Genomic DNA, 24300 nt, shown 5'->3' with positions numbered 1-24300 from the left:
GCACCCCGATCCGAGATCCGATCCCGAGCCCGACCCACAGAAACAGGAGCCCCGCCATGTCCCAGGCCACCGTCCTGCCCCCGGCGCCCGCCCCCGCCGAGGCTCCCGCCCGCGCCAGGGGCGGCAGCGAGTTCAGCCCGCTCCTGCGGACGGTCAGGGAACAGGGCCTCCTGGAACACCGCCCCGGCTGGTACGCCCGCGGGATCGTCGTCAACCTCCTCGGCATCGCCGCCGTCGTGACCGGACTCGCCCTGATCGGCCCTTCCTGGTGGGCGCTCCTGCTCGCCGTCCCCCTCGCCCTGCTCTCCGCCCGGGCTGCCTTCGTCGGCCACGACGCCGGCCACGCCCAGATCACCGCCGACCGCAGGGCGAGCCGGATCATCCAGCTCGTGCACGCCAACCTCCTCCTCGGCATGAGCCGGGAGTGGTGGAACGACAAGCACAACCGGCACCACGCGAACCCCAACCACCTCGACAAGGACCCGGACGTCGCCGCCGACATCCTCGTCTTCGCCGACCACCAGACCACGGGCCGCACGGGCCTGCGCGCCTACCTCACCCGCCACCAGGCCTGGCTGTTCTTCCCGCTGACGACCCTGGAGGGCATCGCCCTCAAGGTGTACGGAGTCCAGGCCCTCCTCGCGAAGGACGGCCCCTGCCGCACCCGGCGCGAACGGCTCGTCGAGGGCGGCCTGCTCCTCGCCCACTTCGCCGGCTACGCGGCGCTGCTCCTCACCCTCCTCACCCCCCTCCAGGCGCTGGTCTTCGCCCTCCTCCACCAGATGCTGCTCGGCGTCCACCTGGGCATGGCCTTCGCCCCCAACCACAAGGGCATGGACCGCCCCGACGAGCACGCCGACGGCGACAGCTGGGGCCACCTGCGCCGCCAGGTGCTCACCTCGCGCAACATCCGCGGCGGCGCCCTCACCGACTGGTTCCTCGGCGGACTCAACTACCAGGTGGAGCACCACCTCTTCCCGAGCATGCCGCGCCCCCACCTCCGCCTTGCCCAGCCCGCCGTGCGCGCCCACTGCGCCGCGCTGGGGGTGCCGTACACCGAGACCGGCTTCGTGGAGTCGTACCGCCAGGCCCTCGGGCACCTGCACGAGGTGGGTGAGCCCCTGCGCACGGAGCGGTCGGAGGGTGCCGAGTAAAGTCAAGGATGATCACACGCGATGTGATCATCGGTTCGGGCTTCGGGTGAGATGAACGCACCGCCCGCGACGACCGAGCAGCAGCGGAGAAGGGGAGCTCCTCAGGATGAGCAGCGGCACCGTCCAGACGGTCAGCAGCAACGGCACGTACACGTTCACCAAGCCCAACCGGGACGGCATCACCCTCCTCGCGGGCCTCGGCGTGGAGGGCGACGTCCACGCGGGAGTGACGGTCAAGCACAGGTCACGTGTCCGCCAGGACCCCACTCAGCCGAACCTGCGTCAGGTCCACCTCATCCACGCCGAGCTCTTCGAGGACGTGGCGGGCGCCGGCTTCGAGGTCGGCCCCGGCGACCTCGGTGAGAACGTCACGACCCACGGAATCGACCTCCTCGGCCTGCCCACCGGCACGCTCCTCCACCTGGGCGCCGAGGCCGTCGTCGAGGTCACCGGGCTGCGCAACCCCTGTGCGCAGATCGACAGCTTCCGGCACGGCCTGCTCAAGCAGGTCCTCGGCCGCGACGAGAACGGCGAGGTCGTCCGCAAGGCGGGGATCATGGGCATCGTGCTCACCGGCGGGGAGGTGCGGCCCGGCGACACGATCCGGGCCGAGCTGCCCGAAGGGCCGCACCGCCCCCTCCAGAAGGTCTGACCCCGCCGGTCAGCTCTCCGTCACTCCTCCAGAGGGCAGGAGTCGACCACGTCACCGCCCGCCGGCCGCGCGATCGTACGGTCCGCGGGCGGCGGCGTGCCCTCCTCGACCCAGCGCGTCAGCGCGTCGAACGCGGAGCGGTAGCAGGGCAGGATCGGCCGCAGCCGGTCCGGATACGTGTCGTACAGGCCGTCCGTGTGTGTCCCGTCCTGCACCGTGTAGTACCGGTGCAGCCGGCCCCGCCCCCGTGCGTCGACCATCCCTGTGTACACGTCCGAGTCGGTGGCGATGGGCAACAGCGTGTCCAGATCGCCGTGGAGCGTGATGAGGGGCTTGCCGATGCGCCCGGTGAGCGCGACCTTCGCGACCGCGCGGTGGACGGACGCGGGCCGGGACGCGTAGTCGTACGAGGCGTCCGACGCGCAGGCCGCGAAGATCTCCTCCACCGTCCGCCCCGCCGTGCCACCCGGGCAGGCCGGGTCGTACGAGGGGTCGAACTCCGCCCGGAAGATCTTCTGCGTGAGCCCCCAGTACGCCTTCTCGTGGTACGGCCAGAGGAAGCGGGACCCAGGTGCGAAACCCGCGTCGAGCAGGTCCTCGTCGGAGGCCCGGCCGAGGGAGCGGGCGACCGTCACCGGCAGGCTCGTCAGGAGGTTGGGGCCGTCCGCGGTCCACAGCACGCCCTCCCAGTCGACCCCGCCGTCGTACAGCTCGGGCCGGTTCTCCAGCTGCCAGCGCGTCAGGTACCCGGCGTTGGAGATGCCGGTCATGTACGTACGCTCGGGGGCGCTGCCGTAGCGCTGCCGTACGGCCTTCTTGGCGGCCCGTGTCAGCTCGGTGACCCGGCGATTCCACTCGGCGACCGCGTCGCCCGGTGCCCGCCCGTCGGTGAAGAAGTCCGGTCCGGTGTTGCCCTTGTCGGTGGCGGCGTACGCGAAGCCCTGGGCGAGGACCCGGTCGGAGATGAGCGCGTCCGTGGAGTACTGGCGGCGGGTGCCGGGCGCGCCGGTGACGACGAGCCCGCCGTTCCAGTCGTCGGGCAGCCGGATCACGAACTGCGCGTCGTGGGCCCAGCCGTGGGTGGCGTTGAGCCGTGAGGTGTCGGGGAAGTAGCCGTCGATCTGGACGCCCGGCACCCCTGAGGGGTTACGGGTCGCCTTCGCCGCGAGACCGGCCTGGTCGGCCAGGTCGGTGTACGGCGTTCCGGCGAGCCCCGCGGTCGTGAGGTCCGCCAGGCAGGCCGACTCCTGGTGCTCGGCGCCGGGCACGTGGAGCCGGTCCTGACGCGCGCAGTGTGCGGAGACAGGGGTCTCCGCTCCGGCTCCGGCGGGGCTCGCGGGGGCGAGGACGGTGACCCCGGTCAGTAGCGCGGTGAGCAGGGGAACGCCTGGGAACAGGCGCATGGTGAGCCTCCGTGGGGACGACGGGAAGGGGGTGCGGCGCCATATCGTGCGGCGCACCACCACCGCCGGACCATGGTCCGGGACCACACCTGTGGCCGTAGTCCCATGTGGGAGGCGTGCTTCGTGGGAGAGGAGTGTCGTCAGGCAGGCGTGTCGTGGGGCTGGCGTGTTCAGGACGTGCGGACGGCCATCGCGTCGAGCGCGTCCAGGAGCGCGGGCAGCCGTGGACCCCTGGCCACCGGGAACACCTCGCGTGGCAGCGCGTCGAGGAGCACGAAGGCCATGTCGTCGGTCCGGGCCACGAACGACCAGCCGGGGCCGTCCGCGCGCAGGACGCGAGCACCCTCCTCCGCCGCCGGCAGGGACCGCACCCGGCCCACCGGAGGTGCCTCCTCCAGATATCCGCGGAGCTCGCTCAGGGCCTTCCGTACACCGTCGTAGGGGCCGGGTACGGAGGATGTGACGCCCTCCCCCGGCTCCGGCTCCGGCCCCGACACCCCGCTGTCGCCCTGGGTGGCGCCGTCGCTCACCTGGGCACGCCAGGCCGCCCACTGGAGCGCCACCTCGTCCGCGCCGAGCCGGCGCTGGGCCGGTCCCCACACGTCGCCGGACGGCGGGACCAGCGGGGCCGGATCGCCCTCCTCCGGCTCCGGGTCGTGCGGCGCGGGCACACCGGGCGCGGCGGTGGCCACCGCGAGCGGCCAGCCCGGCAGCCCGGCCACCACGGAGTTCTCGTCGGGGGAGAGGTCGTAGGCCATGCCGCAGTCCCACGACGAGATGGCCACCGCGACGAGCGACACGTCGTCGACGACGACCGTCCACCGGGCGCCGAGTCCGTCCTGGCCGAACACGAGCCCGTACCCGTCCGCGTAGGGCTGGAGCCCCAGCGCGGCGCAGGCCGCCGGATAGTCGTCACCGAGCACGCTCGGGAAGCGCGCCGGGGTCAGCAGTGCCGCGGTCAGCACAAACAGCGCGTCGGCGTCGGCGTCGGCTTCGGCGTCGCCGGCGGCGCGCGCCTCGGCGATCGGGTCCGTCCCGGCCACGGCAGCCTCCCCATCTCGTCGTCGGCGCACCTTAACCAGTGAGTAACCCGCGCGTCGAGGGTGTTCGGACGAGAGATCCCCGTCGCCGGGAGACGCCCTCAGCCGTCCCGGAGGCCCAGCAGCGAGCGGGCCACGGTGGTCGGCGACTCGTCGCGCTCCCGGGCGAGGGCGATGAGCGCCCGGCAGGCCAGCTCGTTGACACCGAAGGACAGCGCACCGGGGGAGACCCGGCTCGCCGCCTCCTCCGCCCGGGCCGGGTCGTCCTCGGCACACGCGGCCACGTACTCCGCCGCCGCCTCGAACAGGTTGTGCCCCTGGCGTGCGCGCGGTGGCGCGGGCGCGGTGGCCTCGGACGCCCGCCGGGCGGTGGGGAGGAGCCTGCGCAGTCGTTCCGGAACCCGTGCCATTGCCCGCCGCCTTTCCCGGGCACGACTGCCCGGAACCTCCACCGTAGACAGCGAAGTGCCGGGACAGAAGGGCGCGTTGGGAACGTTCCGCTCAGGATCGCTCAGTGCCGCTCGGGATCGCCTACGCGCGGGCGAACACCGCCGTCAGGGTGTGCCCCTCCTCGTCGAAGCCGACCGCCGTCTCGCCGAGGGACCTCTCCTCGTCGCCGCCGTACGGCTCGCCGTCGAGCAGCCAGTCCACGAACACGTACCCGGGGTCGGGCACGGCCGTGGCCAGGACGGTGTCGCCGTCCGAGTACGGGCCGTCCTGCGAGAGCGAGACGGTGCCGCTGCCGCCCTCGCACTTCACCTTCAGGGCGTGCCGCCGCTGCTCGAAGACCGCGGTGAGTTCCATGTCCTCGGTGCCGACGTCGATGGCGACGGTGCCGTCGTCACCCGCGCTCGACCCGTCGAGCCGCCAGCCCGCGAAGTCCCAGCCGGCGGCGGGCACGGCCTCGTAGAGGAGGTCGGCGCCCTCCTGCTCGGCGCGCTTGGCGGGGGCCTTCTTTACGGTGCCGCTGCCGCTGGTCTTCGTGGTGACGGTCGACGTCGGGGTGGTGCCCTTCTTGAAGAGAGCCACCAGGGTGTGGTCGCCGGCCGGCACGCGGAAGCCGGTCGACCCGCCCTTGGCGGCCTTGCCGTCGAGCTTCCAGCCGCTGAACACGTACCCCTTGGCGGCGACCGCCGAGTGGACCGTGGAGGTGCCCTGCGGGTACGGGCCCGGGAGCGCGGGTGCGACGGTGCCGGCGCCGGCGGGCGAGACCGAGGAGGTGACCGCGCACATGGCGTCGGAGGTCTTGGCCGTTCGGTAGGCGGCGACGGCCACGCCCGTCTTGCTCAGCACGTCGGAGGAGTCCGCCTGGTCCGGCTTGCCGAGCGGGATGCCGATCGGCTCGCCGCGGTACTTCTGCTTAGGGTTGGTGAAATGGTTGATCCGGGTGCAGGTGCCCTTGGTCGCCTTGCGGCAGCTGGACTCGTACGCCATCAGGGACGACCAGTCGCCCTTGGCGGGGAAGTAGCCGGTGGCGCCGTTCTCGGGCTGCACGGGCTGGGTGACGCGGTCGTGGTCGGCGCTGAGGTTGTGGCCGATCTCGTGGCCCATCGAGTAGTTGCCGATGGCGCCGCGCCCGACGACGCTGTAGCCCCAGGCGGCCGTGGACGGGCCGGGGTCGGGCGGGGTGTAGCCGAGTCCGCCCGCGGCGCGCCCGGCGGCGATGACCGAGACGAGGTCGGCGCCGTACTGGTCGCGCAGTTGCGGGACGTTGTCGGCGACGCCGTCGGCGGGGAGCGCGAGTGTGCCGAGCAGCTTGTTGGTGACACCGTCCATGGAGGCCGCCACCGTCACCGGGGTGGTGCCGACCAGGCGCAGTCGGACCTTGGTGCCGCTCGCGGAGAAGGCGTCGTTGGCGAGGGCGATGCCCTTGGCCGCGAGGGCCTTGATCTGGGCGTCGCCGCCCGCCTCGGTGCGGGCGCCGGGCGTGTAACCGACGAGCGTGTCGATGAGGGCGTACCCCTTGCCGCCCTTGCAGGCAGCGGCCGCGGCCCGGGTGTCGTCCTCGGCCTCGGCTCGCGGGCCGACCGTGGGCTTCCGTCCGGTGGCGGCCTCCGCGGCGATCGCGGCGGTCGGTGGGGCGCCGGTGGGCTGCTCGTCCTCGTCGGTGAGGGGCGTGAGCTGAGCGACCGTCACCCGGCCGGGACCCAGCGGCTCGATGGCGTAGAGGTCACCGCCGAGCAGGAACTGGGCACTCAGGATCTCGTTGCCGGGCGTCTTGTCGCAGCCGCCGTCCAGCGTCACGACGACGTTCTGGTCGACGGTTCCGGCGACGGTCCCGTGCCAGACGAGGGTCGAACCGATCGTGGACCGGGCCTCCTCGACGGCCTGGACCGTCACGTCGCCGAAGAGCGGAAACGTTACTTCCTGGCCGTAGCCGCTGCCGCACGCGGGAGCGAGCGCGGCGGGCATGACCCGGGCGACCCGGCCCCTGACGTGCCGGGCCCCGAAGTCCTCGGCCGCGTCCCCCGCCGCCGCGCGCACGCCCGCGCCCACGCCCGTGTGAGTGTCCGTGTCGCCCGCGCCCCCGCCCCCGCCCGTGTCCGTGTCCGCGCCCGTGTCCGCCGGCGGGCGGGTGCGCGCGGTGATCCGTTCGCCGGTGTCCGGGCTCAGGGCCCCCGCCGCCACGGCCTCCCGCACGTTCCGTTCGTGCGAGGCTGTCCCGGACGCGCCCGCCCGACCACCGTCCCGCGCCGGGGCGAAGCCGGTCATGGTGGTGGCCCCCAGCACCATCGCGCCGAGGGCCACACCGCCCGTCCATCTGTAGCGGGCCATCTCTTCCTCCTGTTTCCCGGGGCACTCGTTCCTCTGTACGTCGTGCACCTGGTTGACCTGCAGAAACTGGGGGAAGAGTTCCTTGCGCCGGCGGCATGATCACCCGATCGTCATCAGAATCACCCTGGGCGATGGAGTGTCCGCGCCGTCTGTCCTCCGCATGGCGGCGGGTCCCGGCGTGTCCCGGCCTGTCGGTCCGGGGAGGCGGACCTGGCCGACACGCGCGGTGGCCGGGACCCGGTGGTTCAGCCTTCGCGGACGGCCAGAGCCAAGTAGCGCGCGTCCTCGTCCACGTAACTGACGAGCCGCCAGCCGGCCTCGGCGAGCACGGGACGGAGTCGCGGCTCGGCGCGCAGGTCGTCCGGCGTGATCTGCCGACCGTGGCGGGCCGCGAGGGCGGCGCGGCCGATCGGGTGGAACAGCGCGAGTCGGCCGCCAGGACGGACGGCCCGGGCGAGTTCCCGCAGGTCGGCAACGGGGTCGGCGAGATGGGAGATGAGCCCGGCCCCGAAGACGGCGTCGAGCGCGCCGTCGCGCACCGGCAGCCGGCCGACATCGGCGAGCAGGAGCGTTCCGGCGCCGACGGCACCGGCACCGGCACCGACGCCACCGGCGCCGACACCTGCGGCACCCTGACCCGGCGCCCCGCGCCCCGCCCGTACCGCCTCGGCCAGCATCTCGGGGGTCAGGTCGGCGCCGAGTACGGTGCCGGTCGGGCCGACGGCCGCGCGGAGCGGCGGCAGGGCGCGGCCGGTCCCGCAGCCGGCGTCCAGCACCGCGTCACCCGGGTGCAGACCGAGCTCGCTCACGGCAGCGGCGTACGCGGGTCCGTCGTCGGGGAACCTGCTGTCCCAGTCGGCGGCGCGACTGCCGAAGAACTCTCGGACGTGTGTGGGGTCATCGCTCATGCGCTCATGATCCACCACTCGGAGGTGTGAACGTTCTGTGTGCACGTTCGAACTCGGCGTGATCGTTCGGGAGCATCTCTCTGTCATATTCCATCAGCTTTCGAAATGCGCCCCGGGTGCGCCCCCCGGTGCGCACTAGCGTCCCTGAGCCATGGGACACCTGGACCACGCCACCTTCGGCTGGCTGACACCCGCGCTGTCGTACGCGATGGCCTGCATCGGCGCCGCCCTCGGGCTGCGCTGCACCGTACGGGCACTCGACGCGACAGGCCGATCGCGGCGGAACTGGCTGCTCACCGCCGCTTCCGCGATCGGCACCGGCATCTGGACGATGCACTTCGTCGCGATGCTCGGCTTCGGAGTGACCGGAACCGACATCCGCTACAACGTTCCCCTCACCATCCTCAGCCTGCTCATCGCCATGGCCGTCGTCGGCGTCGGCATGTTCGCCGTGGGTTACGGCCGCGACCGGGTCCGTTCGCTCCTGATCGGCGGACTGACCACGGGCATCGGAGTGGCGAGCATGCACTACATGGGCATGGCCGCGCTCCGGCTGCACGGCCAGGTCCGGTACGACCCCTTGCTCGTCGCCCTGTCGGTCGTGATCGCGGTCGTGGCCGCCACCGCGGCGCTCTGGGCGGCGCTCCACATCCACGCACCCGCGGCGGTGGCCGTCGCCTCGCTCGTCATGGGCGCGGCCGTCAGCAGCATGCACTACACCGGAATGCTCGCGGTGCGGGTCGAGGTCGTCCCCTCCGCCGCCGCTCTTCCCGGCGCCACGGTCATGCAGTTCATCTTCCCCCTCGCCGTCGGACTCGGCTCGTATCTCTTCATCACCTCCGCCTTCGTCGCCCTCTCCCCGACGGCGGGGGAGCGGGCCGCGTACGCCTCGGCCGAGCGGCTCACCGAACCGGACGAGCGGTCGGTGGACGTCGCGCCTCCGGGCTTCCGCGCCGCCGAACCCGCCCGCCACTCCTGATCTGAGCCCAACCCCCGTACCTCCCCCGCATTGCACACCGCTCACGCATACCCACCGCACCAGAGACAGACGCAGCCGGAACGAGGAGCCCATGCGAACTCCCCGCAAGATCAAGGACGCCGAGGCGACGGCTCCGCCGCCGGCGGCCGCGCGCGGGCGACGCGCACACGCAGGGCCACCCGCCGAGGAGCCGGGGCCGCACCACAGCCCTGAGGCCTTCCCCACCGCCGGTCGCACGGCCGGCCCGCCCGCGCCGGGCCCTTCGGCCGTGCACGCCTCGGACAGCCCTACCCAGGGCGGCCCCACGCGACACGGACTGCGGCCCCGAACCGTCCGCGCCAAGATCGTCTCGCTCCTGATGGTCCCGGTCGTCTCTCTCCTCGCCCTGTGGGGTTTCGCCACCGTCACCACCGCGCAGGACATCGCGCGCCTCCGCCAGCTCCAGCGCGTCGACGCCGAGATCCGCGAACCCGTGACGGCCGCGATCGACGCGCTCCAGTCCGAACGGCGCGCCGCCGTACGGCAGGTCGCGGCGCCCGGCACCGCCCGGGCGGCCGAACTCAAGGACCGGATCCGCCGCACGGACGCGGCCCTGGACCGCCTCCGCCTCGACGGCGAGCACACCGTCGGTGACACCGGGGACCTGCCCGGAGAGGTCCCCGCGCGGGTGAGCGCCTTCGTCGGCACCGTCGAGGGTCTCGCCCGGCTCCGCACCGCCGCCCTCGACGGCCGCGCCGACTGGGACCAGGTGTACGGGGAGTACACCGCCGCCGTCTCCTCGGGCTTCGCCGTCGGCGGCGCCCTCACCGGCATCCAGGACACCCGGCAGGGGTCCGAGGCGCGCGTGCTCCTCGAATTCGGCCGCGCGGGCGAGATGCTGTCCCGCGAGGACGCCCTCCTCGGCTCCGCCCACCTCACCGGGCGCCTCACCCCGGAGCGGCTCCGCGCGTTCGCCGGAGCCGTCGAGACCCGGCGTACCCTCACCGCCTCGGCCACCGCCGACCTGCCCGCCGCCACCCGCGCGGAGTGGGCCCGGCTCGCGGCGGGCCGCGACCACACCCGCCTCGTCAAGGCCGAGGACAGCGTCCTGAGCGCGGAGTCCGGACGTCCCGCCGCCCAGGCGGTCCCCTCCGCGGACTGGGACGACACCCTGACCGCCGTACGGGGCGGACTCGCCGGGATCGAGGCCGAAGCGCGCACTGCGGCGGCCGACCGCGCCGACCCCTTCGCGGGCGGCGTCCTCAGCATGGGCGGCGCGGCGGTCCTGCTGGGCCTCGCCGCCGTCGCCGCCTCCCTCGTCATCTCCGTCCGCATCGGCCGGGGCCTCGTCGTCGAGCTCGTCAGCCTCCGCAACACCGCCCTCGGGATCGCGCGCCGCAAACTCCCCGCCGCCATGCGGCGACTGCGCGCCGGAGAAGAGATCGACGTACGGGCCGAGGCACCGCCCGGGCCCGTCTCCCAGGACGAGATCGGCCAGGTCGGCGAGGCCCTCACCACCGTGCACCGCGCGGCCCTCTCCGCCGCCGTCGAGCGCGCCGAACTCGCCAGCGGCATCTCCGGGGTCTTCGTCAACCTCGCCCGCCGCAGCCAGGTCCTCGTCCACCGCCAGCTCAACCTCCTGGACAGCATGGAGCGGCGCGCCGACGACCCCAACGAGCTCGGCGACCTCTTCCGCCTCGACCACCTCACCACCCGCATGCGCCGCCACGCCGAGAGCCTGATCATCCTCTCCGGCGCCGCCCCCGGCCGCGCCTGGCGCATGCCAGTCCCCCTCACCAACGTCGTCCGCGCCGCCGTCTCCGAAATCGAGGACTACGCGCGCGTGGAGGTGCGCCGGCTGCCCGAGACGGCCGTCGTCGGCGGCGCCGTCGCCGACCTGACCCACCTCCTCGCCGAACTCATCGAGAACGCCGCCCAGTTCTCCCCGCCCCACACCAAGGTGCGGGTCAGCGGCGAACCCGTCGGCAACGGCTACGCCCTGGAGATCGAGGACCGCGGGCTCGGCATGGGCAAGGAGACCCTCGCCGAGGCCAATGCCCGCATCGCCCAGTCCGAGGCCCTCGACCTCTTCGACAGCGACCGGCTCGGCCTCTTCGTCGTCAGCCGGCTCTCCTCCCGCCACGACATCAAGGTCCATCTGCGGACCTCCCCGTACGGCGGGACGACGGCCGTCGTGCTCCTCCCGACCGACGTCCTCCAGGGCGCGCTGCCGCCCGGGCGCGGCACCCCGGCGACCACCAGGCCGGGCCCCGAGGGGGCGGCGGCCGCTTCCGCGGCCGGGAACCCCGGGCCCCAGCGGACTCCGGCCGACCCGGCAGACAGTCGCGACGCGCGTCCGGGCGACCCGCGTGGGCGGGATCCGCGTGGGCGGGATCCGCGCGCGGGAGGCTCCGTCGCGGACGCCTCACGCGCCGCGCGGGAACACGAGGAGGCGCAGCGCGCGGAGGCCCGCCGCTTCGGCCGCCCGCAGGGCCCTCGTACGCCGACGCCGACCCTCCCGCTCGGCCCCGCCGCGGCCTCCCGGGGAGGCGCCCCGCAGCCACCGGCCGGCCCGCAGCCCCTGAACCGGCCCCAGCAGGCGGACCGGCCCCGCCCGCAGTCCCGTCCGCAGCCCCTGTCACGCCCGACGGCGGTTCCCGCCCTGGCGGCGCGACCGGAGGAGGGGCCTCCGCCCGCCGGTGTCACCGCGCTGCGGCAGCGCGGCCCCTCCGTACCGACTCAGACCGCACCGACTCAGACCGCACCGACTCAGGCCACCCCGACCCCGGCCACCCCGGCCCCGACCCCGGCCGGACCGACCCAGACCGCACCGACGTCTTCGTCGGCACCGGCGGCTCCACCGCCCCCCTGGGTGCCGGCGCCGGCACGGCCGGCCACGACTCCGATCGGTCCCGTCGCGTACGGCCCGCAAGGAGATCAAGGCGACCTCGGCGGCGGCGACCACGGCGATCCCGAGGGCGACCTGCCGCGCCGCGTACGGCAGGCGAGCCTCGTCCCGCAGCTGCGTGAGGCGCCCTCTCCGGCCCCGGTCTCCGCACCCGGGGCTCCCGGTGCGGACGCGCGTACCCCTGAACAGGTCCGGGACCGGATGGCGGCCTACCGGGACGGCTGGCAGCGGGGCGGCGGCCCCGCCCCGGGCAGCAGGCGACCGCTCGGGACCGGCTTCGGCGGCGAGTCCCCCCACGAGCCGCACCACGAGTCGCACCACGACCTCACCGACCCCATGACCCCCCGCTTCGAAGGAGACGACGCATGATCGACCACGAGAGGATCTCCGCTCACCGGTCCGGTGAACTCGACTGGCTCCTCGACGACCTCGTCATGCGGGTCCGCGAGGTCCGCCACACCGTGGTTCTCTCCAACGACGGACTCGCCGTGGGCTCCTCCAGCGGACTCAGCCGGGAGGACGCCGAGCACCTCGCCGCCATCGCCTCCGGCTTCCACAGCCTCGCCAAGGGTGCGGGACGGCAGTTCCACACCGGAGGCGTCCGCCAGACGATGGTCGAGATGGACGACGGATTCCTCTTCGTCGCCGCGGCGGGTGACGGCTCCTGCCTCGCGGTCCTCAGCTCGGTCAGCGCCGACATCGGCCTCATCGCCTACGAGATGGCCCGCCTCGTCAAACGCGTCGGCGAGCACCTCCACACCCCGCCGCGGCTCACGGTGACCCCGCCGGCCGCCGGCTGACCCGGAGACCCCCCATGAACGAGGACAGCACCGGCGGCGGCTCGTCCGTACCGGGCAGTCAGTGGTACGACGCCGACGCCGGGCCGCTCGTACGTCCGTACGCGATGACCGGCGGTCGGACACGACCGGGGCCCAGCAACGTCCGGTTCGACCTCATCGCCCTCGTCGTCGTCGACGACGACCCGCCGGGAGCGGCAGAGGAGGGCCTCCTGGGCCCCGAACACCGCTCCCTGCTCGCCCTGTGCCGGGCCGAGACACAGTCGGTGGCCGAGCTCGCCGCCGACGCCGACCTGCCCGTCGGGGTCGTCCGCGTCCTCCTCGGCGACCTGCTCGAATCGGGCTTCGTCCGCGTCAGCAGGCCCGTACCTCCCGCACAGCTCCCCGACGAAAGAATCCTGAGGGAAGTCATCGATGGCCTACGAGCGCTCTGAGAGCACCGGTACGGATAGCGGATCCGGCGCGGGCGACGGCGTGGACACCACCGCCCTCGCCCTGAAGATCCTGGTCGCCGGAGGATTCGGCGTGGGCAAGACCACCCTGGTCGGCGCCGTCAGCGAGATCCGGCCCCTGCGGACCGAGGAACAGCTCAGCCGCGCCGGTGAACTCGTCGACGACACCGGGGGAGTCGCCCAGAAGACCACCACGACCGTCGCCATGGACTTCGGCCGCATCACGATCCGTTCCGGGCTCTCCCTCTACCTCTTCGGCACCCCCGGTCAGGACCGCTTCTGGTTTCTGTGGGACGAACTGTCGCAGGGCGCCCTGGGGGCCGTCGTGCTCGCCGACACCCGGCGGCTCGAGGACTGCTTCCCGGCCGTCGACTACTTCGAGCACCGCAAGATCCCCTTCGTCGTCGCCGTCAACTGCTTCACGGGCGCCCGGACGTACGGCGCGCGCGAGGTCTCCCGCGCGCTCGACCTGGACCGCGGCACACCCGTGGTGCTGTGCGACGCGCGCGACCGCGACTCGGGGAAGGAGGTGCTCATCCGCCTCGTCGAATACGCCGGGCGGATGCACACCGCCCGACTCCTCGACAGCGTCGGCTGAGGGCGTGCCGCCGCGCCACACCCCCTCAGTCGGAGACGCCGCCCCGGGCGATCACCTTGTCGATCCGTACCCGGACGAGGAGTTCGCCCGGGACCCCGTTCCGCTCCCCGAACTCCGCCGCCCGGTCATCGCCCATGTAGCGGGCGCCGATGCGGGCGGCCCAATGGCGCAACTCGGCAGGGTCCTCGCCGAGTTCGGCGCGACCGCTCAGGGAGACGAAGGCGAACGGCGGAGTGTCGTCGTCGACGCACAGAGACACCCGCGGGTCCCGGGAGAGGTTCCGGCCCTTCACGGTGTCCTTGCCCGTGTTGAACACGAAGTCGTCGCCGTCGAGCAGGAACCAGACGGGCACGACGTGCGGACTGCCGTCGTCCCGAACGGTCGCCAGTTTGCCGGTACGGGTCCCCGCGGACACGAAGGCCCGCCACTGATCCTCGGTCATCCTCGTCATGCCTCCATCCTGCCTCGCGCGTCGGACATCGTGCGCCCGGCGGCTTCCGGCGGCTTCCGGCGGCTTCGGGCGTCAGACGGCTTCCGACGTCGGGCGGCACGCGCGGGCACGGTCCGGTGCTTGCCCTGTCCACGACAGTGCGTAAGGCTTGCCACGACACGCGACGCCGGATGACTTGCGGGTCGACGGGGACGCAACACCAAGGGGGAGGACCACGCATGGCGCTGGACAAAGGACTGGACTGGCTTCTCGACGATCTGACCCAACGGGTCGGGTTCATACGGCACGCGCTGGTGCTGTCGAACGACGGTCTGGTGACGGGCGCGAGCAGTGGTCTCGCGCGGGAGGACGCCGAGCACCTGGCCGCCGTCTCCTCGGGCCTGCACAGCCTGGCCCGGGGCTCCGGCCGGCACTTCCGGGCCGGCCGGGCCCGGCAGACCATGGTGGAGTTCGACGAGGCGCTGCTCTTCGTGACGGCGGCGGGCGAGGGCAGCTGCCTCTGTGTCCTCAGCGCGGCCGAGGCCGACGTCGGCCAGGTCGCGTACGAGATGACGCTGCTCGTCAACCGGGTCGGCGAGCACCTCGGCGTGGCGGCACGCCAGCCGGGCCGTCCGGGTGACACCACGTACTGACGGCGGTTTGTCCACAGGGCGTTGTCCACAGGCCGCACGAGTGTCGTCACTCTGCGTTACGTTTTCTCTTGTAGGAGTACGAGAGACCACGGACGTACGGGGGAGGGCCACGTGATGACGGTGGACGAAGGCGCGGGCACGGTGACACCGGGGCAGGCAGCGGAGGAACTGGAGCTGAGGCGCGGCGAGTTCAAGCTCGCGACGCAGCTGGGCCTGGTGAGGACCGTTCCGGTGGGCGACGGCGAGCGGCGGCGGATTGAGCGCGCGGAGATCGACCGTCTCAGGGCCGCGCCGGACTTCCCCGACGGCCTGCGCGAAAGGGTGCGGGCGGTGGGCACCCGGGAGGCCGCGGCGCTGCTTTCCGTGCCGCAGGACCGGTTCACCCGGCTGGCCAGGACAGGGCACCTCAGCCCGGTGCGGTTCTATCTGAACCGCTACCGGGCGGTGGTGTGGATGTACCTCGCGGCGGAGGTGACCGAATTCGCCCTCTCCCACCCGGCCCTGCTCACCGGGTGGCTGCCCCAGGACGTTCGCGAGCGGCTTGACGCGCACGAGGACGCGAGGCCGAGGAACTGGCGGGCGCGCCGGCTCGCCCTGCTGCTCCGGGCCACGGACGATCCATGGGCCCGCGCGGCCGCCATCGCCTCGATGCTCCACCCCGTCCATCTGGCCGAGGTCGTCGGCGATCCGTACGAGCGCGCTCACCTCGACCGGTTGAGCCCGCCACCACAGCCCGGCCACTCTGTGTCGCCGGCGGCACGCGAGGTGGCCGAACGGCTCGCGCTGGCGGACGAGCCGGACGAGGTCCTCTGGCACCGGATGAGCCTGACCCTGGCTCTGGAGGAAGCACGCGCGGACCGCCCCGCCCCGCACCCGGGCGAGACCCCGGCCCGCGCGCCGCGGCCCAAGCCGCAGCCGAGGGCGGGCTTGGAACCACGGACGGGCTCGGAGCCGCTGCCCACGCCGGAGTGGGCAGCGGCGTCGGAGCCGGTGACCGGCTCGGGCCCGCGCCCGGCTTCGGGCCCGCGCCCGGCTCCGACCCCGCTGGCGACTTCGGCGGTCGTGGTCGCGCGGGCCCTGGAAGCGCCGACGTCGCAGGGCGCGGAGGCGTCAGCTGTACGGCTCCCCATGGTGTCTCCGGCGCCCGAGCCGGAGCTGACATCGCGGGCCGGGTCCCGCCGTACCCGGCTGCTCGACCGGCTCCTCCGCAGGACGGCGGAGGGTGCCACGCGGCGCCGGAGAGGCAAGCGGCCGGTGGCCTGGCCCTGACGGGGAACCGGACCGGCGCCGGAGTGCGGCGGGGGCGGCGTGTGGGGAGGATGGGGCCATGCTGCTCGCCCGTGTCGCGGAGGTGTCCCGGGAGGTCGCCGCCACCTCGGCGCGCTCGCGCAAGATCGGTCTGCTGGCCGAGCTCTTCGCGGAGGCCGTGCCCGAGGAGAGTCCGCTCGTCATCGCCTATCTCGCGGGCCGGCTCCCGCAGGGGCGGATCGGCGTCGGGTGGAGCGTCCTCAAGAACGTCGTTCCGCCCGCGGTCCCGCCGGCCGAGGCGCCCGGTCTCACCCTCGCGCGTGTCGACGCCGCGCTCTCGGACCTCGCCGCCGTCTCCGGAACGGGCGCCCGCGCGGAGCGGGACCGGCTCGTCCGCTCCCTGTTCGCCGCCGCCACCCGCGACGAACAGGAGCTGCTGCTCCGGCTCCTCTCCGGGGACGTACGACAGGGGGCTCTCGACGCCATCGCCCTGGAAGGCGTCGCCAAGGCCGCCACCGTGCCCGCCGCCGAGCTGCGCCGTGCCGTCATGCTCGAAGGCTCGCTGCCTCCGGTCGCCCAGGCCGTGCTGGCCCAGGGGGCCACCGCGCTCGGCCGGTTCACACTGCGGGTCGGGAGCCCGGTGCAGCCCATGCTCGCGCATACCGCCGCCTCCGTCACCGACGCGATCGCCGCACTCGGGGCCTGCGCCGTGGAGGAGAAGCTCGACGGCATCCGCGTCCAGGTCCACCGCAGCGGTGACGACGTGCGCGTCCACACCCGTTCCCTCGACGACATCACCGACCGCCTCCCCGAGGTCGTCGCGACCGCCCGGGCCGTCCCCTCGGACGCGTTCATCCTCGACGGGGAGGTCATCGCCCTCGACCCCGGCACCGGACGGCCCGTGTCCTTCCAGTCCATCGCCTCGCGGGTGGGCTCCCGAACCGACGTGGCCGGGGCACGGGCCGCGCTGCCGCTGACGGCCGTCTTCTTCGACGTCCTCGCCGCCGATGGCGAGAGCCTGATCGACCGGTCGGCCGGGGACCGGCACGCCGTCCTGTCGCGGCTGCTCCCCGAGTCCCGGCGGGTCCGCCGCCTCGTGGTCACGGACCCCGCCGATCCCGCACAGGTCGAGGGCGCCGAGCACTTCTTCACCGAGACGCTGGAACGCGGACACGAGGGCGTCCTCGTCAAGGCCCTGGACGCGCCCTACGTGGCCGGCCGCCGGGGCCGCACCTGGCTGAAGGTGAAGCCCGTCCACACCGTCGACCTCGTCGTCCTCGCCGTGGAACGGGGCCACGGCCGCAGGACCGGGCTGCTCTCCAATCTCCACCTCGGGGCGCGTGCCAAGGACGGCGGCTTCGTCATGTTGGGCAAGACTTTCAAGGGGCTGTCCGACGACATGCTCCGGTGGCAGACCGAGCGGCTCGGCGAACTCGCCGTGGAGGACGACGGGTTCACCGTGCGGGTGCGACCCGAGCTCGTCGTCGAGATCGCCTACGACGGACTTCAGGCCTCGACCCGCTACCCGGCCGGCATCACCCTCCGGTTCGCCCGCGTCGTACGCCACCGCCCCGACAAGCCGGCCGCGGAGGCCGACACCGTCGAGGCGCTCATCGGGTCCCGCTGAGCGCGGGGACGACAGGGCCTCGCTGGACCTCGCGGGAGTGCGTGCCGCGAGGGATGCTGGAGACGTGGTACGAGGAGCCGCAAGGAGATGAGCGACGTGTACGACTTGCACATCGACACCGACGTCACGGTGCAGCTGAGCGACTGCTCCCGGGAGGACGCCCAGGCCGTGTTCGACGTCCTCGACCGCGTCTACCAGGTGGAGGACATGGAGACCCCGAGCCCGCAGACGGCGAAGGGCCCGGCCACCACCGTCTGGGTTGCCACGTTCGACACGGCCGACGGACGGCACGAGGACGTGGGCCCCACGCATCTGTCCGCGCTGGTCGGCGCCACGCTCACCGGTGGCTACCACGCCGTCGACGAGGTCGAGCGCGTGCTCGCCACCGGCTTCGACGTCCAGTCCCTGCAGTCGGTCTCGGGTGACCAGGAGACCGAGGCCCGTCTGCTGCTCGCCTCCCGCTGAGCGGCGAGGCACCGACATCCCGGGCGGAGCGGACGGGCGCCGCCCGGGTCTCACGCATGCCCGCAGGCGCCTGGAGCACCCCCCTGCGATCACCGGTATACACCGTGTGTAGAGTCCTCGAGGTCGCAAGATCCGTCCTGACCAGGCGGTGGCGACCGTACCGATGTCATCGCAGGGGAAAGCGGGTTCCACCATGTTCCGATTCAGGCCGGGCAGCCGCAGGGGGACGGCGGCCGTCGCGCTCGCCGCCGCGTCGCTGATGCTGACGCTGGGCGGGTGCGGGGTCGACCGGGTCACTCCACAGGACGCCCGGGGCAAGGCCGGGAAGGCGGAGGGCGAGGCCGGGACGCAGAGCGAGGCCGGGACGGACGACAAGGGCACGGGCGCGGGTGCCCGGCGCGTGGACTGCGCCGAGGTGAAGTGCATAGCGCTGACCTTCGACGCCGGGCCGGGCAAGGACACGCCCCGGCTCCTCGACATCCTCAAGGAGAAGCGGGTCCCCGCCACTTTCTTCCTGCTCGGCAAGAAGCACGTCGACCGCTACCCCCAGGTCGTCAAGCGCATCGCCGACGAGGGGCACGAGGTCGCCAACCACACCTGGAGCCACCGGATCCTGACCGACCTCGACGAGGCCGAGGTCCGCGAGGAACTGGCACGCACCCAGACCGCCGTCGAGAAGATAACCGGCCGCAAGCCCACCCTGATGCGCCCGCCGCAGGGCCGCACCGACGACACGGTCTCCGAGGTCAGCAAGGAGCTCGGCCTCGCGCAGATACTGTGGAGCGTCACCGCGAAGGACTACTCCACCACCGACTCCGCACTGATACGCCAGCGTGTGATCGACCAGTCGCGGCGCGACGGGATCATCCTGCTCCACGACATCTACGACGGAACCGTGCCGGCCGTCCCCTCGATCATCGACGAGCTCAAGCATCGGGGCTTCACTTTCGTGACGGTGCCCGAACTCCTCGCCCCCGGAAAGGCCGAGCCCGGGGTCGTGTACGCCCCCGAGAGCGAATGACGAGACCCGCCGAAACCGGGTGAGGTGCCTCACATCGCCCACGCGGGAGTACACGGAACATTCCGGAGACGTTTACCGTTCATACGTATGTGACGGCGAAGGGGTCCGGTCCCCAAGGTCCCCCCCCAGAGGTGACCGCTCTTCGATGTCACGGCTATCGGCCCCGGTTGGAATCCCCCGTCCGACCGGGGCTTTGTCGTGCCCGGAATCTCCCCGCGCGGTGGTGAAACGGCGCCCAAGGGGCGCATGATCCGGCGCGTTCGACCCGTTCGAGTGAGCCTCGGCATGGCCGGTCCTGCCCCGGGCAGTGATCTTCCCGGGCCCTCCGGACGATCACCCGGACCCCACCGATCCGGGACGTTCGAAGGGGACCCCATGCTCCGCACCACACCGCGCGCACGCCGCGCCCTCGTCACCGCAGCCGCCTCCCTGCTCATCTCCGGCTGCACCGTCGTCGGCCAGGACGGCCCCGCGGAGCCGGGCGTCCCGGCCGGTCGGGCAGCCCAGGACGCCCTCTTGAAGGCAGCCGAGCACCGGCTCGTCGTCGACTGCCTGGCGGACCGGGGCCTCACCCTCACGGCACGGGCCCGCGCCCCGGACGAGGACCGGACCCTTCAGGCGGCGCTCTTCGGAGCGGGGCCCCGCGAGCTCTCCGTCACGCTCGCCACGGGCGCCACCGTCACCGCCCACGAGGACGGCTGCCTCGCCGCCGCGCGAGGCCGACTGTACGGCGACCCCCGCCGCTGGTTCCGGGCCCAGGTCACCGTCGACAACCTTCGCGCCGAGGCCCAGGCCCGCATGCGCGACGACCCCGCCCATCAGGAGGCACTCGCCCGCTGGACCCGGTGCGTGACCCCACCCGACCGCCCACGACCCGCCAGTCCCGATCCGGCCGTCGCCACCCGCTGCGCCCAGGAGAGCGGACTCGACGACGTCCGCGCCCGGCTGGAGGCCGTCGAGCTCGCCGTCGTGCGCACCCTGCACCGCGACCAGCTCACCGCATACCGGCAGCTGCGCGACCGCGCGCTGCTGCGGGCAGCCGAACTGCCCGCGCCCACCCATCCGCAGAAAGGCCACGACCACTCGTGAAGCGCACCCTCGCCCTCTCCGCGGCGGCCCTGCTCGCCGTCACCGCCGGCCTCGCTCTCTCCACCTCCGCGGGGGCCGCCGAATGCCCCAGTGGGGAGTTCTGCGTCTGGCAGGACTCGAACTTCGGCGGCCAGCGTGCCAACTGGAGCGGAGACGACGGCTGGTGGGAGAGCTGGGTCTCCGACACCGACTCCTCCTGGGCCAACCACGGCATCTCCGGACCCGGCATCAAGGATCACGTCAAGGTCTACGAGAGCGCCTGGCAGGGAGGCGGCATGACGATCTGTCTCGCCCCAGGACAGGAGGTCGGCTACAACGGCGCAGCCAATGACCGCGGTGACTCCCACATCTGGTCGATGGGCTGCTGAACCTCCGGCCGGACGACCCGACCGGATCGTCCGGCCGGTCCGGCCGTCCGCATCAATCGCGGCCCAGCGCGCCGCCCGGGTGGCGCAGGGCGGAGGCCAGCATCAGTCCGGCGCCGCGGACGACGCTCGTCGACGGGTCGTTCGCCAGCCGCAGCCGGGCCCGGAGGAGGTGTGCCAGGCGGCTCGTCACGTCCAGCCGGAGCGCGCCTCCGCCGGTCACCAGGACTCCGCGGCGAAGCGCGCCGCGGACGGCCCCGGTGCCGTCGTGCCGCCACAAGTCGCTGACCAGGTCCGCGGCCGTCCCGGCGATCGCGTCGGGGACCCGTCCCGACTCCGGCACGTCGTCGACGCCCACCTCGGCCAGCCGCGCGTCCTCGACCAGACCGTCGACGACGAGGGTCACCTCGGTCAGCTGGGCGCCGAGGTCGACCACGAGCAGGGGGCCGCCGCCGGGCGGGGCGGCATAGGCAGCGGCGGCTCGGGCGCTGTCCACGGCGATGACCCGCGCCGGGCCGAGTCCGTCCACCACCCGGCGCGCGGCCTCGCGTTCCGCCGGAGCGGCGAGCACCGGGTGGGTCAGCATCACGACGGTGTCGTGTCCGCCGTCGCCGGGAGCGGCGGCCGCCAGCCGCCGCAGCAACCGGAGCTGGGATTCGGCGTCGGTCACCCGGCCGCGCCGGACGGGACCGCTCGGCACGTCCGCGAAGACACCCGCGCCCGGGGCCCACGCCCGGGTGCGCGAGCTACCGATGTCGAGCGCGATCCCGCGCACCGGGCGCCGCCCCGTGGCCCGGCCGCCGCCGACTGATCCGAACGATCCCATCGCTTCCGTCCATTCACTCCGTACCCGCTGATTGCGAGGCCGATACGGGCCCTCACTATGCAGGATCCGCAGCGTGAATGCCATGCTGCTTGGTTATCGAAGGTGGCGGTGGCCGGTGCGGCCTTCAGGGAGGGGTGTCAGCTCTCGGCGCCGAGCCACAGGTCCGGGCCGAAGACCTCGTAGTGGATGTCGGCCGCGGCCGTCCCACGGGTGAGGAGATCGCCGCGCACCGTGCGGAGGAACGGCAGCGGCCCGCAGAGGTACGCCGTCGTGCCCTCGGGGAGATCGAGCGCGGTGACGTCGGCGCGACCCCGCAACGCGACGGAGTCCTCGCCCGGCTCCTCGTACCAGAGGTGCAGGGTCGCCTGCGGCAGCGCCTCCACGAGACGGTGCAGCTCGGCGGCGTGTGCGTGGGACGCGGGGGAGCGGTCCGCGTGCGCGACCGCGACCGGGCGGGTCGATCCGGTGGCCGCGAGGTGGTCGAGCATCGCCAGCATCGGGGTGCTGCCGATGCCGGCGGAAGCGAGCAGCAGCGGCCCGTCGCCCTCGGGCAGGACCAGATCGCCGAAGGGTGCCGACACCTCCACGGTGTCGCCCGCACGGGCGTGGGCGTGCAGCCAGGTGGAGACCTCGCCCGCCGGGTCGCCGTCGACCCGCTTCACCGTGATCCGCCACTGCGGGTGCCCGGGAGCGGCGGAGAGGCTGTACTGGCGGATCTGCCGGGCGCCGTCGGGCAGTGTGACCTGGACGCTCACGTACTGACCCGGGCGGAACGGGGCCGTCGGGGTCCCGTCGGCGTGCCGCAGGACGAAGGACACGGTGTCGGACGTCTCCTCGCGGCGCTCGGCGATCTCCATCGGCCGCCAGACCTCGCCCTCGGGGACGCCGGTCTCCTGATAGAGCCGGGCCTCCACGGCAATGAGCGCGTTGGCCATCAGCCAGTACACCTCGTCCCAGGCCGCGGCGACCTCGGGGGTGACCGCGTCGCCGAGGACCTCGACGATCGCGGCGAAGAGGTGCTCGTGCACCGTCTTGTACTGCTCGGCGGTGACGCCGAGCGACGCGTGCTTGTGCGCGATGCGGGAGAGCATGAGATCCGGGCGGCTGCCCGGGTGGTCGAGCAGGGCGACCGCGAAGGCGGCTATGGATCCCGCCAGCGCCTTCCGCTGATCGCCGTTGGCCTGGTTCCCGCGGTTGAACAGATCGCGGAGCAGCTCGGGATGGGCGGCGAAGAGCCGCGCGTAGAAGCGCTCGGTGATCTCGTCGAGCGCGCCGCCGACGGCGGGCAGAGTGGCACGGATGACCGGGGCGGCCTGCGCGGACAGCATGGGGCTCTCGATCTGGTAGATGATCTGCGTATTAAAAGGTGTGCGTGCGCCGAGGAGGAGCCGGCACGGTTCAGGGGGAGGGGCGTGGAGTGAGCGAGAGGAGCAGTGGGCCCGTCGGCGAGGCGACGAGCTCCGCCACGGTCAGCGGGTCGAGCACCCGGTAGAACGCCTCCTGCGCCTCGCGCAGCGCACCCCGTAGCCGGCACGCCGTACGCAGGGGGCACGGAGGATCACCCTCGCAGCCGACGACCTCCTCCTCACCCTCCAGGGTGCGGGTCAGCCAGCCCACCGAGGAACGCCTGCCCAGCTCCGTCAGGGCCAGGCCGCCTCCGCGGCCGCGCCGCGCCTCGATCACGCCGAGATGCTGGAGCCGTGTGACGACCTTCGCCATGTGGGCGTAGGGCACGTCCATCGACTCCGCCACCTCCCGCGTGGTGACGGACTCGTCCTGCGGGATGACCGCCAGACGCATCACGGCACGGAGCGCCAGGTCGGTGAACTTTGTCAGCCTCACGATCCGACCCTATCAAAGCGGTATCTTCCTTACGCATTAAGGGGCGGTGTGCGAACCCGTGGCCCGCACACCGCCTGCCCTGCCCAGTCTTCTCCTGCCCTCAGGCCAGAACCTTGGCCTTGGCCTTCTCGAACTCCTCGTCCGTGATGGCGCCCTTCTCCTTCAGGTCCGCGAGCCGCGCCAGTTCGGCGGTGGAACCGCCGGTGGACGGCCCCGTCCCCGCCGTCTTGCGGATGTAGTCCTGGAACGCGGCCTCGGAGGCCTTGGCCTGCTTGATGTCACGCTGCCCCATGCTCTTGCCGCGGGCGATGACGTACACCAGCACGCCGAGATAGGGGAGCAGGATGCAGAAGATCAGCCAGCCGGCCTTGCCCCAGCCGCCGAGGTCGTGGTCGCGGAAGATGTCGGTGATGACCTTGAAGAGCAGGAAGAGCCACATGATCCAGAGGAAGAACCACAGCATGGTCCAGAAGACGTTGAGGAGGGGGTAGTCGTCCATTCCTGCACACTCCGTTCCCGCCCGGGCCGGGGAGGCCTGGCGTACGAGTGAGTCTCGTGCAGGCGTCGCGCCCCCGCATGTCGTGGCGGCCCGGCGTGCGGCCCGCCCCCCGCCGTGTTCGGATGGTGGCTGCCGAGGACCGCACGAGGAACGGAGCGTCATGGGGCCGATGGAGTGTGTCGTACTCGCCTTCCCTGGAGAGCGGTTGAAGGTGGCGGCGGTGACGGCCGTCGCGGAACTGCGCAAGGCGGGGCAGGTACGGCTCATCGACTCGCTCGTCGTCGTCAAGTCCGTCACGGGGGAGGTGTCCACCTCCGAACTCGTCGAGTACGAGGAGTACGACGAGGCCACCGCCGAGATCGGGCCCGAGGCGAACCTGCTCGGCCCCGAGGACGCGGCCGAGGCGGCCGAGACCCTCGAACCGGGCTCCTGCGCGCTGATGCTGCTCGTCGAACACGTCTGGGCCGAGCGCGCGGCGGAGGCGATCCGCGAGGCCGACGGCCGGATCTCCGGGACCGTGCGGATCCCGCCCGACCACGTCGAACAGGCGCGCGAGGCCGCGCTCGCCGCGGCCGGAAGGAGCTGACCGA

Annotated in this window: 25 protein-coding genes; 15 read left to right on the top strand and 10 right to left on the bottom strand. The window is 73.1% G+C overall.

The window, feature by feature from the left end; translation table 11 throughout:
* Positions 1-56 precede the first annotated feature (56 nt).
* Together OG357_RS01350 and OG357_RS01345 are read left to right on the top strand one after the other, a co-directional pair.
* Positions 57-1154 (top strand): acyl-CoA desaturase, encoded by a 1098-nt coding sequence (locus OG357_RS01350; RefSeq protein WP_329619323.1) that lies wholly within the window; start codon positions 57-59, stop codon positions 1152-1154.
* A gap of 106 nt (positions 1155-1260) precedes the next feature.
* A complete protein-coding gene (locus OG357_RS01345; protein WP_329619322.1) occupies positions 1261-1806 on the top strand; it encodes an MOSC domain-containing protein in 546 nt (181 codons plus the stop codon).
* Positions 1807-1826: 20 nt separating this feature from the next.
* On the opposite strand, the gene OG357_RS01340 is transcribed toward OG357_RS01345, so the two are convergent.
* From OG357_RS01340 to OG357_RS01320, 5 genes are all read right to left on the bottom strand, one after another.
* Positions 1827-3209 (bottom strand): tannase/feruloyl esterase family alpha/beta hydrolase, encoded by a 1383-nt coding sequence (locus OG357_RS01340; protein WP_329619321.1) that lies wholly within the window; start codon positions 3207-3209, stop codon positions 1827-1829.
* Positions 3210-3379: 170 nt separating this feature from the next.
* Complete coding sequence (locus OG357_RS01335; protein ID WP_329619320.1) at positions 3380-4252, bottom strand: hypothetical protein; 873 nt, start codon at positions 4250-4252, stop codon at positions 3380-3382.
* Positions 4253-4350: 98 nt separating this feature from the next.
* Positions 4351-4659, bottom strand: coding sequence for a hypothetical protein (locus OG357_RS01330; protein ID WP_329619319.1), 309 nt, complete (start codon positions 4657-4659; stop codon positions 4351-4353).
* A 121-nt stretch (positions 4660-4780) separates the two neighbouring features.
* Positions 4781-7024, bottom strand: a complete 2244-nt coding sequence (locus tag OG357_RS01325; protein ID WP_329619318.1) for an InlB B-repeat-containing protein — start codon at positions 7022-7024, stop codon at positions 4781-4783.
* A gap of 245 nt (positions 7025-7269) precedes the next feature.
* Positions 7270-7932: a class I SAM-dependent methyltransferase gene (locus OG357_RS01320; protein WP_329619317.1), complete on the bottom strand. Its 663-nt coding sequence runs from the start codon at positions 7930-7932 to the stop codon at positions 7270-7272.
* Positions 7933-8083: 151 nt separating this feature from the next.
* Between OG357_RS01320 and OG357_RS01315 the strand changes: the two genes are divergently transcribed.
* The 5 genes from OG357_RS01315 to OG357_RS01295 all read left to right on the top strand — a co-directional run bounded on the left by OG357_RS01315 (position 8084) and on the right by OG357_RS01295 (position 13645).
* Positions 8084-8911 (top strand): MHYT domain-containing protein, encoded by an 828-nt coding sequence (locus OG357_RS01315; RefSeq protein WP_329619316.1) that lies wholly within the window; start codon positions 8084-8086, stop codon positions 8909-8911.
* Between the two features lie 91 nt (positions 8912-9002).
* Positions 9003-12167, top strand: a complete 3165-nt coding sequence (locus OG357_RS01310) for a sensor histidine kinase (RefSeq protein ID WP_329619315.1) — start codon at positions 9003-9005, stop codon at positions 12165-12167.
* The gene (locus tag OG357_RS01305; protein WP_329619314.1) at positions 12164-12598 is read left to right on the top strand and encodes a roadblock/LC7 domain-containing protein; all 435 of its coding nucleotides are present in this window, start codon (positions 12164-12166) and stop codon (positions 12596-12598) included. Before OG357_RS01310 ends, OG357_RS01305 begins: the two co-directional genes overlap by 4 nt.
* A gap of 14 nt (positions 12599-12612) precedes the next feature.
* On the top strand, positions 12613-13029 hold the full coding sequence (locus tag OG357_RS01300; RefSeq protein WP_329619313.1) for a DUF742 domain-containing protein: 417 nt from the start codon (positions 12613-12615) through the stop codon (positions 13027-13029).
* On the top strand, positions 13010-13645 hold the full coding sequence (locus OG357_RS01295) for a GTP-binding protein (RefSeq protein ID WP_329619312.1): 636 nt from the start codon (positions 13010-13012) through the stop codon (positions 13643-13645). Before OG357_RS01300 ends, OG357_RS01295 begins: the two co-directional genes overlap by 20 nt.
* A 25-nt stretch (positions 13646-13670) precedes the next feature.
* Here OG357_RS01295 and OG357_RS01290 read toward each other — a convergent pair whose 3' ends face one another.
* Positions 13671-14096, bottom strand: coding sequence for a PPOX class F420-dependent oxidoreductase (locus tag OG357_RS01290; RefSeq protein WP_329619311.1), 426 nt, complete (start codon positions 14094-14096; stop codon positions 13671-13673).
* A 218-nt stretch (positions 14097-14314) separates the two neighbouring features.
* On the opposite strand from OG357_RS01290, the gene OG357_RS01285 reads away from it, so the two are divergent.
* The 7 genes from OG357_RS01285 to OG357_RS01255 all read left to right on the top strand — a co-directional run bounded on the left by OG357_RS01285 (position 14315) and on the right by OG357_RS01255 (position 20546).
* Entirely contained in the window at positions 14315-14728 is a 414-nt protein-coding gene (locus tag OG357_RS01285; protein WP_317592372.1) for a roadblock/LC7 domain-containing protein, read from the top strand.
* A gap of 114 nt (positions 14729-14842) precedes the next feature.
* Positions 14843-15997, top strand: coding sequence for a DUF6397 family protein (locus tag OG357_RS01280; protein ID WP_329619310.1), 1155 nt, complete (start codon positions 14843-14845; stop codon positions 15995-15997).
* A 58-nt stretch (positions 15998-16055) separates the two neighbouring features.
* Positions 16056-17603: an ATP-dependent DNA ligase gene (locus tag OG357_RS01275; RefSeq protein WP_329619309.1), complete on the top strand. Its 1548-nt coding sequence runs from the start codon at positions 16056-16058 to the stop codon at positions 17601-17603.
* 87 nt (positions 17604-17690) lie between these two features.
* Entirely contained in the window at positions 17691-18068 is a 378-nt protein-coding gene (locus OG357_RS01270; protein WP_329619308.1) for a hypothetical protein, read from the top strand.
* A 193-nt stretch (positions 18069-18261) separates the two neighbouring features.
* Positions 18262-19089, top strand: a complete 828-nt coding sequence (locus OG357_RS01265) for a polysaccharide deacetylase family protein (RefSeq protein WP_329619307.1) — start codon at positions 18262-18264, stop codon at positions 19087-19089.
* A 375-nt stretch (positions 19090-19464) separates the two neighbouring features.
* Positions 19465-20178, top strand: coding sequence for a hypothetical protein (locus tag OG357_RS01260; protein ID WP_329619306.1), 714 nt, complete (start codon positions 19465-19467; stop codon positions 20176-20178).
* Positions 20175-20546: a peptidase inhibitor family I36 protein gene (locus tag OG357_RS01255; protein ID WP_329619305.1), complete on the top strand. Its 372-nt coding sequence runs from the start codon at positions 20175-20177 to the stop codon at positions 20544-20546. The genes OG357_RS01260 and OG357_RS01255 overlap by 4 nt, the downstream gene beginning before the upstream one ends.
* Before the next feature lie 52 nt (positions 20547-20598).
* On the opposite strand, the gene OG357_RS01250 is transcribed toward OG357_RS01255, so the two are convergent.
* The 4 genes from OG357_RS01250 to OG357_RS01235 form a co-directional block, all read right to left on the bottom strand.
* Positions 20599-21369 (bottom strand): rod shape-determining protein MreC, encoded by a 771-nt coding sequence (locus OG357_RS01250; protein WP_329619304.1) that lies wholly within the window; start codon positions 21367-21369, stop codon positions 20599-20601.
* Positions 21370-21506: 137 nt separating this feature from the next.
* Positions 21507-22697: a globin domain-containing protein gene (locus OG357_RS01245; protein WP_329619303.1), complete on the bottom strand. Its 1191-nt coding sequence runs from the start codon at positions 22695-22697 to the stop codon at positions 21507-21509.
* Positions 22698-22767: 70 nt separating this feature from the next.
* On the bottom strand, positions 22768-23211 hold the full coding sequence (locus OG357_RS01240; RefSeq protein ID WP_329619302.1) for an RrF2 family transcriptional regulator: 444 nt from the start codon (positions 23209-23211) through the stop codon (positions 22768-22770).
* A 100-nt stretch (positions 23212-23311) separates the two neighbouring features.
* Entirely contained in the window at positions 23312-23710 is a 399-nt protein-coding gene (locus OG357_RS01235; protein ID WP_329619301.1) for an SHOCT domain-containing protein, read from the bottom strand.
* A gap of 160 nt (positions 23711-23870) precedes the next feature.
* Between OG357_RS01235 and OG357_RS01230 the strand changes: the two genes are divergently transcribed.
* A complete protein-coding gene (locus OG357_RS01230) occupies positions 23871-24296 on the top strand; it encodes a DUF6325 family protein (protein ID WP_329619300.1) in 426 nt (141 codons plus the stop codon).
* Positions 24297-24300: the final 4 nt, after the last annotated feature.

The organism is Streptomyces sp. NBC_01255, from assembly GCF_036226445.1.
Classification (GTDB): domain Bacteria; phylum Actinomycetota; class Actinomycetes; order Streptomycetales; family Streptomycetaceae; genus Streptomyces.
This window is presented reverse-complemented; position numbering and strand designations above follow the sequence as displayed.

Bases quoted from the DNA above. Each gene is read 5' to 3' on its own strand.
- OG357_RS01350 (WP_329619323.1), top strand. From the start codon at position 57: ATGTCCCAGGCCACCGTCCTGCCCCCGGCGCCCGCCCCCGCCGAGGCT.
- OG357_RS01345 (WP_329619322.1), top strand. From the start codon at position 1,261: ATGAGCAGCGGCACCGTCCAGACGGTCAGCAGCAACGGCACGTACACG.
- OG357_RS01340 (WP_329619321.1), bottom strand. From the start codon at position 3,209: ATGCGCCTGTTCCCAGGCGTTCCCCTGCTCACCGCGCTACTGACCGGG.
- OG357_RS01330 (WP_329619319.1), bottom strand. From the start codon at position 4,659: ATGGCACGGGTTCCGGAACGACTGCGCAGGCTCCTCCCCACCGCCCGG.
- OG357_RS01325 (WP_329619318.1), bottom strand. From the start codon at position 7,024: ATGGCCCGCTACAGATGGACGGGCGGTGTGGCCCTCGGCGCGATGGTG.
- OG357_RS01320 (WP_329619317.1), bottom strand. From the start codon at position 7,932: ATGAGCGATGACCCCACACACGTCCGAGAGTTCTTCGGCAGTCGCGCC.
- OG357_RS01315 (WP_329619316.1), top strand. From the start codon at position 8,084: ATGGGACACCTGGACCACGCCACCTTCGGCTGGCTGACACCCGCGCTG.
- OG357_RS01310 (WP_329619315.1), top strand. From the start codon at position 9,003: ATGCGAACTCCCCGCAAGATCAAGGACGCCGAGGCGACGGCTCCGCCG.
- OG357_RS01305 (WP_329619314.1), top strand. From the start codon at position 12,164: ATGATCGACCACGAGAGGATCTCCGCTCACCGGTCCGGTGAACTCGAC.
- OG357_RS01300 (WP_329619313.1), top strand. From the start codon at position 12,613: ATGAACGAGGACAGCACCGGCGGCGGCTCGTCCGTACCGGGCAGTCAG.
- OG357_RS01295 (WP_329619312.1), top strand. From the start codon at position 13,010: ATGGCCTACGAGCGCTCTGAGAGCACCGGTACGGATAGCGGATCCGGC.
- OG357_RS01290 (WP_329619311.1), bottom strand. From the start codon at position 14,096: ATGACGAGGATGACCGAGGATCAGTGGCGGGCCTTCGTGTCCGCGGGG.
- OG357_RS01285 (WP_317592372.1), top strand. From the start codon at position 14,315: ATGGCGCTGGACAAAGGACTGGACTGGCTTCTCGACGATCTGACCCAA.
- OG357_RS01280 (WP_329619310.1), top strand. From the start codon at position 14,843: ATGACGGTGGACGAAGGCGCGGGCACGGTGACACCGGGGCAGGCAGCG.
- OG357_RS01275 (WP_329619309.1), top strand. From the start codon at position 16,056: ATGCTGCTCGCCCGTGTCGCGGAGGTGTCCCGGGAGGTCGCCGCCACC.
- OG357_RS01270 (WP_329619308.1), top strand. From the start codon at position 17,691: ATGAGCGACGTGTACGACTTGCACATCGACACCGACGTCACGGTGCAG.
- OG357_RS01265 (WP_329619307.1), top strand. From the start codon at position 18,262: ATGTTCCGATTCAGGCCGGGCAGCCGCAGGGGGACGGCGGCCGTCGCG.
- OG357_RS01260 (WP_329619306.1), top strand. From the start codon at position 19,465: ATGCTCCGCACCACACCGCGCGCACGCCGCGCCCTCGTCACCGCAGCC.
- OG357_RS01250 (WP_329619304.1), bottom strand. From the start codon at position 21,369: ATGGGATCGTTCGGATCAGTCGGCGGCGGCCGGGCCACGGGGCGGCGC.
- OG357_RS01245 (WP_329619303.1), bottom strand. From the start codon at position 22,697: ATGCTGTCCGCGCAGGCCGCCCCGGTCATCCGTGCCACTCTGCCCGCC.
- OG357_RS01235 (WP_329619301.1), bottom strand. From the start codon at position 23,710: ATGGACGACTACCCCCTCCTCAACGTCTTCTGGACCATGCTGTGGTTC.
- OG357_RS01230 (WP_329619300.1), top strand. From the start codon at position 23,871: ATGGGGCCGATGGAGTGTGTCGTACTCGCCTTCCCTGGAGAGCGGTTG.